General features: G+C 68.1%; 14 protein-coding genes. 9 read left to right on the top strand and 5 right to left on the bottom strand.

Annotated features, from left to right (window positions below; all coding sequences use genetic code 11):
- Window positions 1–3 precede the first annotated feature (3 nt).
- On the bottom strand, window positions 4–1,989 hold the full coding sequence (locus DAT37_RS06620; protein WP_109523796.1) for a glycoside hydrolase family 15 protein: 1,986 nt from the start codon (window positions 1,987–1,989) through the stop codon (window positions 4–6).
- A 114-nt stretch (window positions 1,990–2,103) separates the two neighbouring features.
- On the opposite strand from DAT37_RS06620, the gene DAT37_RS06615 reads away from it, so the two are divergent.
- A complete protein-coding gene (locus DAT37_RS06615) occupies window positions 2,104–2,367 on the top strand; it encodes a hypothetical protein (RefSeq protein ID WP_109523795.1) in 264 nt (87 codons plus the stop codon).
- Between the two features lie 66 nt (window positions 2,368–2,433).
- On the opposite strand, the gene DAT37_RS06610 is transcribed toward DAT37_RS06615, so the two are convergent.
- On the bottom strand, window positions 2,434–3,492 hold the full coding sequence (locus DAT37_RS06610; RefSeq protein ID WP_109523794.1) for a M48 family metallopeptidase: 1,059 nt from the start codon (window positions 3,490–3,492) through the stop codon (window positions 2,434–2,436).
- Between the two features lie 145 nt (window positions 3,493–3,637).
- Between DAT37_RS06610 and DAT37_RS06605 the strand changes: the two genes are divergently transcribed.
- Window positions 3,638–4,576, top strand: a complete 939-nt coding sequence (locus tag DAT37_RS06605) for an alpha/beta hydrolase (protein WP_408637368.1) — start codon at window positions 3,638–3,640, stop codon at window positions 4,574–4,576.
- Between the two features lie 13 nt (window positions 4,577–4,589).
- On the opposite strand, the gene DAT37_RS06600 is transcribed toward DAT37_RS06605, so the two are convergent.
- Window positions 4,590–5,138 (bottom strand): hypothetical protein, encoded by a 549-nt coding sequence (locus DAT37_RS06600; protein WP_109523792.1) that lies wholly within the window; start codon window positions 5,136–5,138, stop codon window positions 4,590–4,592.
- A gap of 140 nt (window positions 5,139–5,278) precedes the next feature.
- Window positions 5,279–6,127 (bottom strand): alpha/beta fold hydrolase, encoded by an 849-nt coding sequence (locus tag DAT37_RS06595; RefSeq protein WP_198654125.1) that lies wholly within the window; start codon window positions 6,125–6,127, stop codon window positions 5,279–5,281.
- A 248-nt stretch (window positions 6,128–6,375) separates the two neighbouring features.
- Here DAT37_RS06595 and DAT37_RS06590 point away from each other — a divergent pair, with 248 nt between their 5' ends.
- The 4 genes from DAT37_RS06590 (at window position 6,376) to DAT37_RS06580 (ending at window position 10,658) form a co-directional block, all read left to right on the top strand.
- Window positions 6,376–7,986 carry an FAD-dependent monooxygenase gene (locus DAT37_RS06590; RefSeq protein WP_109523791.1) on the top strand — a complete coding sequence of 537 codons (1,611 nt, stop codon included), beginning with the start codon at window positions 6,376–6,378 and terminating at the stop codon, window positions 7,984–7,986.
- 124 nt (window positions 7,987–8,110) lie between these two features.
- Window positions 8,111–8,551, top strand: a complete 441-nt coding sequence (locus DAT37_RS06585; protein WP_157978341.1) for a hypothetical protein — start codon at window positions 8,111–8,113, stop codon at window positions 8,549–8,551.
- Window positions 8,552–8,796: 245 nt separating this feature from the next.
- Window positions 8,797–9,000, top strand: coding sequence for a hypothetical protein (locus DAT37_RS43920; RefSeq protein WP_157978340.1), 204 nt, complete (start codon window positions 8,797–8,799; stop codon window positions 8,998–9,000).
- Window positions 9,001–9,059: 59 nt separating this feature from the next.
- On the top strand, window positions 9,060–10,658 hold the full coding sequence (locus DAT37_RS06580; protein ID WP_109523789.1) for a GMC oxidoreductase: 1,599 nt from the start codon (window positions 9,060–9,062) through the stop codon (window positions 10,656–10,658).
- Between the two features lie 8 nt (window positions 10,659–10,666).
- Here DAT37_RS06580 and bla read toward each other — a convergent pair whose 3' ends face one another.
- Window positions 10,667–11,563, bottom strand: coding sequence for a class A beta-lactamase (gene bla / locus DAT37_RS06575; RefSeq protein ID WP_109523788.1), 897 nt, complete (start codon window positions 11,561–11,563; stop codon window positions 10,667–10,669).
- Window positions 11,564–11,804: 241 nt separating this feature from the next.
- On the opposite strand from bla, the gene DAT37_RS06570 reads away from it, so the two are divergent.
- The 3 genes from DAT37_RS06570 to DAT37_RS46210 all read left to right on the top strand — a co-directional run bounded on the left by DAT37_RS06570 (window position 11,805) and on the right by DAT37_RS46210 (window position 13,756).
- The gene (locus DAT37_RS06570; RefSeq protein ID WP_109523787.1) at window positions 11,805–12,680 is read left to right on the top strand and encodes a LysR family transcriptional regulator; all 876 of its coding nucleotides are present in this window, start codon (window positions 11,805–11,807) and stop codon (window positions 12,678–12,680) included.
- Window positions 12,677–13,576, top strand: coding sequence for a serine hydrolase (locus DAT37_RS06565; RefSeq protein ID WP_109523786.1), 900 nt, complete (start codon window positions 12,677–12,679; stop codon window positions 13,574–13,576). Before DAT37_RS06570 ends, DAT37_RS06565 begins: the two co-directional genes overlap by 4 nt.
- A gap of 90 nt (window positions 13,577–13,666) precedes the next feature.
- On the top strand, window positions 13,667–13,756 hold the full coding sequence (locus DAT37_RS46210; protein ID WP_332873269.1) for an Ms4533A family Cys-rich leader peptide: 90 nt from the start codon (window positions 13,667–13,669) through the stop codon (window positions 13,754–13,756).
- The last annotated feature ends 77 nt before the right edge of the window (window positions 13,757–13,833 follow it).

Raw genomic sequence — 13,833 nt, 5'->3', positions numbered from 1 at the left:
GCGTCAGCGCGGGTGGTTCGCCGGTGTGTGGGCGGGCTGGAAATTGCCCGCGGGGTGTGACTCCTCGGCCCTGATGACGTGGGTGACGGCATTGATCAGCGCGAGGTGGGTGAACGCCTGCGGGAAATTGCCGAGGTGACGTCCGCTGCGCGAATCGATCTCCTCGGCGTAGAGCCGCAGCGGGCTGGCGAAGCCGAGCAGCCGCTCGCACAGATGCCTGGCCCTTCGCACCTCGCCGATCTCCACCAGCGCCGACACCAGCCAGAACGAGCAGATGGTGAAGGTGCCCTCGGAGCCGGTCAGTCCGTCGTCGGTGGTCTCGGTGCGATAGCGCAGCACGAGGCCGCGTTCGGTGAGCCGGTCGGCGATGGACAGGACGGTGGCGCGCACCCGGTGGTCGTCGGGCGGGAGGAATCGCAGCAGTACCACCAGCAGCAGCGAGGCGTCGAGGGTGTCGCCGCCGTAGACCTGGGTGAACACGCCCTCGGAATTGACGCCGTTGGTGAGGATGTCCTCCTTGATCTCCTCGGCGATCCCGTACCACTCGGTGGCGCGCTCGATCTGGCCGTGCATCTCCGCCAGTTTCGCGCCGCGATCCAGTGCGACCCAGCACATCACCTTCGACGAGGTGAAATGCTGCGGTTCGCCGCGCACCTCCCAGATACCGCGATCGGGTTCGCGCCATCGCGCGATGGTGGCGTGCACCTGGCGTTCCAGCAGCGGCCACAGGTTCTCCGGCACCTGACCACGGGATTTCACGTGCAGGTACACCGCGTCGAGCATGGTGCCCCAGATGTCGTGCTGGTTCTGGTTGTAGGCGCCGTTGCCGATCCGGACCGGGCGCGCGCCGTCGTATCCACGCATATGGGGCAGTTCGACCTCGGTGAGATCGCGTTCGCCGCCGATGCCGTAGAGCACCTGGAGCGGTACCGCGTCGCCGTTGTCACCGGTGGTCGCGTCGTTGAGGAAGGCGAAGAAATCGTCGGCCTCACGATCGAGACCGAGGGTGTACAGACCCCACAGCGCGAAACTGGAATCGCGCACCCAGGTGTAGCGGTAGTCCCAGTTGCGTTGACCACCGGGGGTTTCCGGTAGTGATGTGGTCGCCGCCGCCATCAGCGCGCCGGTCGGCCGGTAGGTCAGGCCCTTGAGGGTCAGCGCGCTGCGCTGTAGATAGTTGCGCCACGGGTGGTCGGGGAAATTGCCGAGGGTGATCCACTGCCGCCAGCATTCGGTGGTCGCCCACATCTTCTCGGCCGCGTCCGCGAAGGTTTTCGGCGCGGGCAGTTCCGACCAGGTCAGTGCCACGAAGACCTGATCGCCCTCCTTCATGCGGGTGCGCGCGCGGGCTTCGCATCCCTCCACGCCCAGACGCAGGTCGGTGGTGAGCACCAGCGTCGGACCGGCGCTGGGGTCGTCGCCCCTGACCGCGGTGGCTTCCTCGTAGACCTTGCCGGTGTACTCCCAGCGCGTGGGCGCGCGGTGGTAGTCGAAGGCGGGCTCGCAGCTCATCTCCAGTTCCACCGTGCCGTTGACGCATTTGACGGTGCGCAGCAGCATGTGTTCGGCGTCCCAGTCCATCGGGGTGCGACGGTGGGTCTTGCTGCGCTGGTCGTTGTTGTGCCAGGTGCCGAGCACCAGCGCGTCGCGCACGATCAGCCAGCCGGTCGCCGTCTGCCACGTGGTCTCCATGATCATCCCGCCGGGCAGGTAACGCCTGGCCGCGGGGACGTTCGTGCCGTACGGGCCGACCCGGAAATGTCCTGCGCTGCGATCGAGGATCGCGCCGAAGATGCTGGGGGAGTCCGGTCGGGGCACACACATCCACTCGACCGCGCCGTTGCTCGCGATCAGACAGGTCGTCTCGCAATCGGACAGGAACGCGTAGTCGTCGATCGGAGGGAAGGCGCCGTGGTGGGCCCCGGTCAGCGCACTCGGCACGGGCAGGTCGTCGGGCTCATCGATTGTCAGATCATCGGTTGACGCCATACCCCATCTTGAGTCGCCGGGAGCGCGCCGTCCACCGCGCGCGCCGAACTCCGCCGTAGCCGCTCGATCCGGTCGCGTGTCCTGATCCTCAGGTTCGCCGACTAGGCTGGTGGAGTGCATCGCATCGCAGGTTGGTGGGACGGCTTCGAGCTCTGGATCGCGGGGTTGCCGTTCCTGCCGCAGTTCCTGGTGGTTCTGGTCGGTATCGTCCCGATCAGCTTCGCCATCGCTTTCGCGCTGGACCGCGCCTTGCGCACGGTCTCGCGTCTGATCGGCCGCGACCGGGTCGAGGCGCAGGCCATCGCCGCCGCCGAACGGGCCATGTTGGCCCCCGCCGCCGTCGACCTCCGTGAGCACGCGCCGAGCGGGGCCCGTTGATGCCGCGCTCGCGCGTTCAGTTGGCGCTGGTCGGCCTGCTCGTGCTGGTCGTCCTGGCCTGGTTGCTCACTCGCTAGTGCCACCGCGCCAGTCGTTGAGACGTTTCCCGATCCTGGTCACCGTGTCGCCGACTTCCTGACCGACGCTGTCGACCACCGAGCCGACATCGCGGCCGAGGTTGCGCACCGTCCGGACCAGCGCGTCCTCGGACTGGTCGAAATTCTGTTTGTAGGCGCGGGCGGCGGCCTTGACCTCGTCGCTGATCCTGACGTTCCGGTCCTGGTCGCGGCGCGGATAGTCGCCGCCGACGACGCGGTCGTACTCACCGGACTGGATCCAGCGACGCAGTTCGGCGGCGCGCAGCACCGAGAACGGATGCGACTGCAACTCCAGGTTCAGCAGTTTGAGGACGCCGTCGCGCAGGTCGCCGGAGCGGTCGTAATCGTCGGCCTGGGCCAGGAAGGCCCCGTGGTTCATCTCCTCGACCCAGGTGCCGCCCGCCGTCTTCATGTGCACCCGCACGGAGGCTTCGACGTCCTGCCCGCACAGCAGGCCCGCCCGGTCACCGGACAGCTCCGATTTGCGGCTCCATTCCATCAGCGCCGCGACGATCGCGCGTAAGGCCCAGCCGCCCACCGGCATCCAGCCGATCGAGGCCGAAATCCGCAGCAGATGCATCAGCATGGTCCGGTAGACCGCGTGCCCCGACAGGGCGTGCCCGAGTTCGTGGCCGATCACGAAACGCAGTTCCTCGGTATCCATCAGGTCGATCAGCCCGGTGGTGAGCACGATGAACGGCGCGTCCATCCCGATGGTGAAGGCGTTCACCTCGGGACTCTGCAAGACGAACATCTCGGGTGTGGTGCGCGCGTCGAGAATTTCCACGCAGTCCTCACGCAACTGGTGCAGTGACCGGAACTGCCGCTCGTCGACCCGCACGGCGGTGGCGAGATACATCAATCGGTGTTGACGTTCCCGCAACAGCCCCGAGAGCGTGCGCAGTACCGCGTCGAAACCGGTGAGCGAGCGCAGCGTCACCAACGCGGTCCGGTCGGCGGGGTGCTCCCACGCTCGAGTGCTGATTCCCGGCATGCGTGTCCTGATCCGGTCCGGACTGGTGATCATGGATCGAATTCCCCCTCTGTCTTCGGTTTCTCGTCGGCTCCCAGTCTGCCTGTCGACGCCGACGACCTCCACCCGTCGACGGACCCGCCGGAGATCCTGGCGGCGCGTTTGTTTCACCGGCTCCGCCGCGCGGTACCTCGAAAAGGTGAGGGGTTACCGGCTTTTGGCAGTACTGATAGGTGTTCTCGTCGCGGGTCTCCCGGTTTCGGCAGGTCCGGTGAGCGCGGCGCCGGCGCAATCGAGGGTTGTCGGCGAGGAATCGCTGGGCGGTTCGGCCTCGCGGATCGACGTGTATTCGCCGTCGATGGATCGGGTGGTGAGCAACAGGGTTCTCCGCGCCGACGGTCCGGCGCCGACGCTGTATCTGTTGACCGGAATCGGTGGCGGGCTGGACGGGATCTCGTGGTGGGACGACACGGATGTCCGAGAGTTCTTCGCCGACAAGCACGTCAACGTGGTGATGCCGATCGGTGGCGCCTACAGTCTCTACACCGATTGGCTCACCGACGATCCCGCGATCGGCCGCCATCGCTGGCAGACCTATCTGACCGAGGAACTGCCCGCCGTGCTCGATCCCGAACTGGGCAGCACCGGCCGCAACGCGGTGGCCGGGGTGTCGATGAGCGCGGGTTCGGCGATCGATCTCGCCATCCAGGCGCCGGACAGGTACCGCGCGGTGGCCGCCTACAGCGGCTGTCCGTGGGCATCCGACGCCGCCGGGGTCGCGTTGGTCAGCGCGCTGGTGCTGCGCGGCGGCGCCTCACCGGCGAATATGTGGGGTGCGCCCGGCGGACCGGTGTGGCGTGCCCACGACGCGTACGTCAACGCGGGCGCGCTCGCGGGCAAGGCCGTGTATCTGTCCTCGGCATCCGGGACACCGGGCCCCATCGATCGGGGCGGTGCGTCGTTCCCTCCGGTCGAGGCGATCGCCGACGCCTGCACCGGCGCGTTCGCGGGCAGGCTCGCCGAGGTGGGCGTGGCCGCCGTGTATGTCGACCGCCCCGAGGGGGCGCACACCTGGGGACAGTTCGAGACCGACCTGCACGATTCGTGGCCGCATCTGGCCGGGGCGCTGGGGGTGTGAGGGTTCGCGGCCCTCAGAGCTCCACCCTGGTGAGTACGGTGACCGGTGGTGTCAGCAGTACTTCCCACAGTGTGCGCCCGAAGAATTCGGCTTCGCGCCCGGACCGTGGATGCGGCTGCTGTGACCAGTACATGTCGGCCCACCGCAGGCAGTTCTGCATCGGGCCGGCCCGCATCAGCGACATATCGGCGCGGAAACCTTCGACGTCGGTTTCGACCAGCCACAGCCCGGCGTCGTATCCGCCGTATCGGGTGACGAATTCGGTGACGTCTTCGCGGGTTTCGAAGGCGAAGATCGATTGGAACCGGGACGGCGCGCTCGGATACCGGTTCAGGCGAACCCAGTCCCACAGCAGTTCCAGGCCGGTGTCACGGTCGGCCACCACGTGGGTGATTCCGGTCCGGTCGACGACATCGACGCGGAAGTGCCCGGTGAGGTAGCGCCTGCCGTGCGGTGAGACGCCCGAGGGGAAGGCCGACCGCGTCGCCGGGTGGTCGTCGAGTCCGAGCACGGCTCCCCGCGTGAGGGGTCTGCCCCTGTTGAGGTGGAAGTAGGTCGGCATACCCTCACCGCTCTCCCGCGATCCTCGGTCAACGGTACCGCCGATACTCAACGCGCACAGATGTTTTCGTGGTTTCGGCCAGGATTCACATCGACTCCGTCGCCCGGGGTGGACCCGGGCGGTTCACACCCGATCCGGTCTCAGCGCGCCGGAGCGCCGTGGGCCTCGCGCAGGAACGGCAGGAGCAGGTCGGCGACGGCGGCCGGATCGTCGGCGAAGGGCCAGTGCCCGAGACCGGGCATGACCTCGATCCGGCTGTTCGGCCAGATCTGGGACTGGAGGTGGGCGTGGCGGGCGGGCAACCACGGATCGTCACCGCCCCACAGCACCAGTGTCGGGACAGTGGTGGGCAACGTGGCCAGCGACCGCGTGAGCATGGCCGCGGGATCGCGGGCGGCCCGGTAGAGGGCGAGCACGGTCGCGCGGGTGTGCGCGTCGTAGTTGTCGTACATGCGGTCGATGAACTCGACGGGCAGCCGGGGGTTCGCGCGGCGCAGCAGCAGGCGCATACCCGCGCGGTTGCTGACCTTCTGGACGAGTTCGCCCAGAACCGGGGTCTGCCAGACGCGCGCGTACCTGTGCCACCGGTAGTCCGGCATCGCGCCCGCGTTCATCAGTGTCAGCGAGGCGAGTCGGTCGGGATGGGCCGCGGCCCACGCCAATCCCCACGGCACCCCGAAATCGTGGGTGACCAGATGTGCCCTGATGATCCCGAGACCGTCGGTGACCTTCTCGAGGTAGGTCAGGTAATCGCCTTCGACGCGATGGTCGAATCCGGGGAAGGTGCGCGCGCCGCCGAATCCGGGCATGTCGAAGGCCACGGCTCGGGCGAAATCCCCGGTGTGCGCGACGAATTCGGTCCAGTCCGCGGCACTGCCGGGTGAGCCGTGCAGGAAGACCACCGCCTCCGCCGCGTCCGGGTCACCGGCTTGCAGCAGGTTCGCGATGACGCCGTGTCCGAATACCTGCCCCGTTTCGATCCTGCCCACCCTCGCCCGCCTTCGTCCAGGTCACGTCGCCGTATTTCCGAGCGGCGACCGCATGTGATCGAGCGTATCGACGTGCGGGGTCGCCGGCATCGTGCCGGAAGAGGGTTCGTTCTCCACCCCCGGTAGGAGTCGCGGCCCGGCGTGGTGCGGGGACCATCGCGCCACAGCGGATGTTCAGCTAACTTTCGGCATACCGCCGGGTAAACTCATCGCTCCACCCGGGAGTACTCGAGTCGAGGCGGTTTCGCATGGTCGACACAGAGGTGATCGTCGTCGGCGCCGGTCCGGTAGGACTGACCGCGGCCGTCGAACTGGCCCGGCGCGGCGTGCGCTGCCGGGTGATCGACGCGTTGCCGGAGCCGCCGCGGTACGCGAAGGCGGTGGGAATCCAGCCGCGCACCCTCGAGGTGTTCGAAGGACTCGGCGTGCTGCGCGAGGTGCTCGACGCCGCCGAGCAGATGCGAGGGCAGATCGTCTACGTCGACGGCGCGGAGGTGGCGCGTCTGGAACTGACGCTGCCGCCGGGGATTCCGTACCGGTTCGTCGGACTCCCGCAGTATCTGACCGAGCGAATTCTGTGCGAGCGGCTGGCGACGACGGGCGTCGCCGTCGAACGCGGTACCCGGCTCACCACATTCGAGCAGGACGGCGAGGGAGTCACGGCGGTGTTCGCCGACGCCGATGGTGAGCGCACCGTGCGCGCCCGGTATCTGGTCGGTTGCGACGGCGCGCACAGTGTCGTGCGCAAGACGCTCGGATTGTCGTTCGAGGGAGCGGCGTTCGCCGAGCAGTACATGCTCGGCGACGTGGAACTGGACTGGTCGCAGCCGCGCGGATACGGCGTCCGGTCGACGCGTCGGGTCGACGGCGGCGCCGACGATCTGCTGGTGTGCATACCGCTGCCGGGGCGCGGCAGATACCGGGTGTCGATGCTGGTTCCCGACGAACTCGCCCTCGCGCCCACCGCGGGCCGGATCGAGCACGGATTCGAGGGTGGGAGGAAACCGGAACTGCGCCATATCCAGGCGGTGCTCGACCGGTTGTCGCCGGAGCCGGTCACGGCCGCGAACCTGCGCTGGTCCTCGGTGTTCCGCATCAGTCATCGGATAGTCGATACCTACGGTCGTGGCAGGGTTTTCGTCGCGGGCGACGCGGCCCACATCCATCCGCCCACCGGGGCGCAGGGGATGAACACCGGAATCCAGGACGCGCACGGTCTGGCGTGGAAACTCGCGGCGGCGGTCGCCGGTGTCGACGCTGCCGGCCTGCTCGATTCCTATGACGCCGAACGCAGGCCGGTCGGGGCGGAGGTCGTCGGGCGCACCGTGCGCAGCGCCAGGGAGGGTATCGGCGCGGGGGAGAGCGATCCGGCCCGCGTCATCCTGCGCGAGGCGCAATTGTCGATCGACTACGGCGACAGTCCCCTCGTCGCGTCCGTGAAGGACTCCCTCGATCCACGCCCCGGTATCAGGGCGCCCGACGCCGCCGGATTGACCCGCGCGGTCGCGGTTTTCGCCGTCGATCTGTTCTCGTTGCTCGCCGGTCCCGATCACACACTGCTGCTCTACGCGGGCGAGGATGTCGACCTCGACGGTCTCGGTGCGTTGGAGCGGTTGGCCGCCGCCGCGCGTGTGGCCGCGCACGGACGGCTCGACAGCTATCTCGTCGCGGCCCCCGGCGCGGCGGTCGAGACCACGCTGTTGCCGGTGATCCGGGACAGCGAAACGGATTTCGCTCGGGTCTACGCCGCCGTGAGCGGTGCCGCCTATGTCGTCCGGCCGGACGGCTACCTCGGATATGTGAACCGAACCCCCGACGTGGATGACGTGACGAGTTATCTGAAGACGACGTTTCGCTGAATTCTTCCCGGGGTATCCATGATCCCTCCCGATTCGACCGCGAGGATTCCGCACGGCGTTTAGGGTGCGTTCTATCGTGACGTCGAAACCTGTCGGCGGAACGCACCGCGAGAGGGGACGGGTGGTGCCGATCGTTCGGTCACGCGCCGCGACCATCTGTTGTGCCGCTGTCTTCCTGGCCGGTTTCGCGACATCGGCCTGCGGTGCCGCGGACGCGGGCTCGCAGGCCAAACCCGCCACCGGGTCGTCGCGCACCGTGGCACTGCCCGCGTCCCAGGCGATTTCCGCCGAACTGGCCGCGGCGGGCGTCAACGAGACGGTCACCCAACTGCTGTACATGGCCGCGATCCGGACCGATTACGCCGCCGCGGGCGGTACCGCCCTCTCGCGCGAGGCGATCGAGGCGCTCGCGTACACGAAACTGATGGATTGCCGGGCCGTCACCACGGGGGCGCAGACCTGGGAAACGATTCTGACCCGCGAGATCGCGGCGGGAGTCACCGTCGAGAACGCGACGGAGTTGAACACTTTCCTCCGCACCCAGTTCTGCCCGCAGGTGCGCTGAGCCCTCGCGCGCGGCATCGATTCGCGGCGGAACATCTCACCTCCGGCGTCGATCAGGGAGCTTGCCGGTATCGCGCCCGACGTGCGCGCGGGTGCGAAGATGTTGCTGCGCAAGCATTCCGCTGGTGTCGAGGTTCGCCGATCCCGGCGGGCGCCGCGACGGCGTGCGAACCGGCAGGTTTGCCTCTTGACGCAATCGTTATCTTCCCGCAGACTAACCAAACCACCGGACATTACTGTCCGGTAATGACCTCGGATTTCGTCAGTGTGGAAGGAATCTCCTTGGCCAGCAATGATTTTGCCGCGCGTTATCGCAGGCGGATACGTTGCCGAGGTCTCCACGAAATCATCGGGGTCGCGCACGACGGCGATACCGAACTGGATGCGCCCGATTCCGCGCAGACCGGCCCGCACCCTTCTGTCCGGTGCGGTATCAGACGCCGAAACTGATTTCGGTCCGGCGCGCTCCGGTAGTTCCGGACGCCCGCCCCTTTCACGAAAGTGTGTCCATGTCTTCAATCACGCGCCGGTCACTGTTGACCGGAGCTGTCGCGGCGGGCGTCATGGTCGCCACCGCGGGTAATTCCAGTTCGACGAACGGTATCGCGGCGCGGGTCGACAACGTCCCGCTCACGCGCGAGGAACACCGCGTCGTCGTCATCGGATCGGGCTTCGGCGGTGGCGTGACCGCGCTGCGCCTGGCACAGGCGGGCGTTCAGGTACTGGTGCTCGAACGCGGTCTGCGGTGGTCGACCGGCCCGAACGCCGACACCTTCCCCCGCGCTTCCGCCCTGGACAAACGGCTGCTGTGGTACAAATCCAGCCCGAATCTGTTCGGTACCCCGCTGCTGTTCGAGCCCTACACCGGACTGATCGAGGCGGTACCCGGCGAGAACATGACGACACTGTGCGCCTCCGGCGTCGGCGGTGGGTCACTGGTGTACCAGGGGATGTCGTTGCAGCCGAACGAGGCCGTGTTCAACACCCACTTCCCGCAGGAACTGGACTGGAAGCGGATGGATCGCGTCCACTACCCCCGGGTGTCGAAGATGCTCGGCCTGGCGACCGCGCCCGACGAGTTGATCGCCAGCCCGCAGTACGCGGCCGCGCGGGCCTTCGCCGAACGGGTACGCGCGGTCGGGTTGCCGCTGGAGAAGATCCCGATGCCCATCGACTGGAACTACGCCCTGGCCGAACTGCGCGGGGAGATGAAACCCTCCTACACCAACGGTGACGGCGCGATGGGCGTCAACAACGGCGGTAAGCATTCGGTCGACGTCACCTACATCGCCGCCGCCGAGGCGACGGGCAAGGTGAAGGTCGAGACCCTGCACCAGGTCACCGATGTCGAACGCGCGCCCGACGGCCGCTGGACCGTGCTCGTGGAGCGGCTCGACACGACCGGCAAGGTGCTGGAGAACAAGGTCATCACCGCGGGCACGCTGGTGATGGCGGCGGGCACGATGAACACCACCCGGCTGCTGATGCGTGCCGGAGCCAAGGGCAAGATCTCCGGTCTGCCCGACGCGCTCGGACAGAACTGGGGCTCCAACGCCGACCGGATCTACGCCTGGAACAGTTTCACCCAGGATTTCGGCACTTCACAGGGCGGCCCGGTGGTCTACGGCAGCAAACTCTGGGACGACGACCCGTATGCGGCGCATACCGTCATCCAGGCGTCGCTGCCGCCGCTGGGCGTTGACACCAAGAGCACCATTCTCGTCGGCTACGGTGTCAGCACCGGACGAGGCAATTTCGTCTACGATTCCGCCACCGACGACGCGGTTCTGCGCTGGCCCTACGAGGGCGACAGCGATATCCAGGTCAATCACATCGGTCCGACCGTCAACAAGATCGCCGGCCCCGGCAGCACCCTGATCGATACCAACGCGCTGTTCCCCTCCACCTGGCATCCCCTCGGCGGCGCGAGTATGGGCTCGGTCTGCGATCTCGACGGCCGGGTGCTCGGTCAGCGCGGCCTCTACGTCCTCGACGGTGCGCTCATGCCGGGCAACACCGCCGCCTGCAACCCGTCCATGACGATCGCCGCGGTCGCCGAACGGGCGCTGGACAATCTCGTGGTCCAGGACGTCGGATCGGTGATCTGAGCGCGAGTTCACCGCTGGCCCGCAGGGAATCCCATGGCCCGCAACGTGACCCGGGTCGCCTCGGCGACCAGCGCGTTGTCGGCCGTGGCCTGCTGCTCCGATTTCGTGGTCAGCACGGTGATGACGAGCGGCGCCCGGCCGGGCGGCCAGGTCACGGCGACGTCGAGCGCGGAACCGTAAGCGGGAGAACCGGTTTTGTCGCCGACCCGCCACTCGGCGGGAAGACCAGCGCGAATGCGTTTACCCCCGGTGGTGTTGGCGATCAGCCACGAGGTCAACCGCTCGCGCTCGGGTGCGGCGAGAACATCGCCCACCACCAGGGCGCGGTAGTCGGCGGTGAGCGCGGCCGCGGTGGTGGTGTCGCGATCGTCGCCGGGAATCGCGGTGTTCAACTCCGTCTCCCAACGGTCGAGCCGGGAGGTGGTGTCGCCGATGGATCGCAGGAACGCGGTGAAACCCTCCGGTCCGCCGAGGAGTTTCAGCAGCTGATTGCCCGCGGTGTTGTCCGACAACGTGATGGCCGCCTCGCACAGCGCGGCGACGGTCATGCCGGTGTCGACGTGTTTCGAGGTTTCCGGCGAGGCGTCGACGATCTCACTCGCGGTGTAGTGGATCACCTGGTCGAAGAAGCCCGACGATAGCGGATGGTCGCGTAGCAGTGCGCCGCACGCGAGACCTTTGAAGGTGGACGCCATCGGGAAGCGTTCACCCTCGCGATAGGCGACGACGCGGCCGTCGCCGGTGTCGACCGCGTAGACCCCCAGTCGCGCACCGGCTTTCGATTCGAGTTCGGCGAATGCCGATGACGGTGCGGCGGAGATCGTGGTGGCGGGGCCGGTGTTCGCCGAGGTCGCAGAATCGGTGGTCGCCGAATCGCTGTCGGAACCGCACGCGGCGGTCACCATCGTCGATACCGCGAGTGCGACGGCGACGAGGTGCCGACGGCGCGGCCGGATGCGGGCAGATGCTGGGAGAGTCACCGCCGCAGCCCACCACCGCGACGCGGCCCATGGCCAATATCGCGTGAGGTTCCGGACGAGTCGGCCTCGCTATCGGCGCAGGCCGGTGCCGATGGATCGGCCGTCGCGCCGGTCGCCGCGTTCGTGACGAGCCGGTCGACGCCGGTCGCCTTGGTTCAATGGCCCCATGGATCTGATCCGCCACCTCCGCTTCTTCGTCGCCGTCGCGGACGAGCGGCATTTCGGCAGGGCGGCGGCCGCACTCGAGATGACCCAGCCGCCGTTGTCGCAGGGGTTGCGGCGGTTGGAACGTCATCTGGGCGTCGAGTTGGTCCACCGGACCCGCCAGGGCGCGGTGCTCACCTCGGCGGGGACGCGACTGCTGCCGCGCGCGCGACTCCTGGTGGACGACGCGGCGCGGCTGTTGGCCGAATCGCACCGGATCGCCGACGCGCGCGGCGCGGTGCACTGGGGCGCGACCTCGGCGCTGCCCGATCGGGTGGTCACCGCCTGTGTGACGGCGTTGCGCACGATGTCCGACGCGGGCGCGACGGTGTCGACCACCGTCGACAGCACCGTCGACCTGGTGGCCAGGGTGCGCGAGGGACTGTGCGATGTCGCGGTGGTCGAACATCCGGCCCTGTTGGACGGCGTCGAGGCCGGGCCCGTGGTGAAACTGCCGCGCTGGCTGGTCGCGCCCGCCGAGCATCGCAGTGTCGGCGCCGAACATCCGAATTTCCCCATGCTGTCCGGGTTGGCCTTCGCGCACGCGCCACGTGCGGCGAATCCGCCCGCCTACGACACCGTCGTCGATCTGCTGCGCGAGCGCGGCCTGGACGCGCCGATGGTCACCGTGCGCGACGATCGGGCCCTGTTCGCCGCCGTCGCGGCCGGTGGCGCGTTCGGTTTCACGACCGCGCCGCCGACGTCGACACCGGGGGTGAGCTGGCTGCGGATGGCCCCGCGGGCGATCGCGCTTCGGGTGCGCGTCGTGCGCGGGAACGGCGCGCAGAACTGCGCCGACGCCGTCGACCGGGTGCTCTACCGGGAGCGGGTGCGATGAACACGGTCGAGGATCGGATACGGGCGGTCTTCGCGGACGCGGGCTGTTCCGGTTGGCTGCACGCTCGACGCTGCGACGGTTCCACCGGCGAGATCTCGGTCGACGGCCACTCGCGGGTGGTCAGCGCGTCGGTCTACAAACTGCCCCTGTTCGTCGCGTTCTGCCGCGGCGTCGACGCGGGCCGCGTCGATCCCGCGGCCCGGCTCACGGTATTGCCCTCGGACTGCACGCCGGGGCCGACCGGCATCGCGGTGTTGCGCGATCCGGTGACGATGAGCAGGCGCGATCTGGCGACCTCGATGATGACCGTCTCCGACAACGCGGCCGCCGATGTCCTGCTCGGCGAGATCGGGCTCGGCGCGGTCGAGGACCTGCTCGCAGACCTCGGTCTCATCGAGACGCGGGTGGTCGGCGGCACGGCCGATCAGTACCGCACCCTGGTCCGCGACACCGACACCCACACCACCGCCGAGGCATTCGCCGCGCTCGCGGACAACGACGAGGCGTGGTCGGTCTCGGCCTACGACCCCTCGTACACGAGCGCGACGACACCGGAGGAGATGACGCGCCTGCTGCGCGCGATCTGGACCGGGTCGGTGCTCTCGCACGAGCAGACCGATTTCGTGAGATCGGTCATGCGCAAGCAGCCGTGGTCGCATCGGATCGCCTCGGCGTTCCCGCATCGCGGGGTGAGTGTGGCGGGCAAGACGGGCACCATCGGGGTCATCCGCAACGAGGTTGCCGTGGTGGAGTTCCCGGGCGAATATCCGGTCGCGGTCGCCGTGTTCACCCGTGCGGCGCGCGCGGACCCGGTGCTGCCCGTGGTCGACGCCGCGATCGCGGAAGTGGCCAGGATCGCCGTCACGGATCTGCGCCGTCCGCTCCCCGACGCGTGACAGCGCCGCAGGTCATGGGATGAAATCAGGCGTTGAGACAGAAATCTTTCTAATTCGAACTCGACGTTGAAGCTCTGCTACAGTCAGCCGGTGTCTTCGAGTGCCGTCCCGCTGGTCCGCCATGAATTGGCGTTGATCGCTGTCGGTAACCTCGCGGTCGCCGACATTCTCTGTCGCTGATCGGCGGCCGAGCACGTCTGCGCCCTCTGCTCCGTAGACTGGCGTGCACCTTTTCGCAGACCTGTTCCTTCCAACGG

The sequence above is a fragment of the Nocardia aurea genome (genome assembly GCF_003123685.1).
Taxonomy (GTDB): Bacteria; Actinomycetota; Actinomycetes; order Mycobacteriales; family Mycobacteriaceae; genus Nocardia; species Nocardia aurea.
Note: the sequence above shows the minus strand (reverse complement) of the source record. Positions and strands in the feature narration are given on the sequence as shown.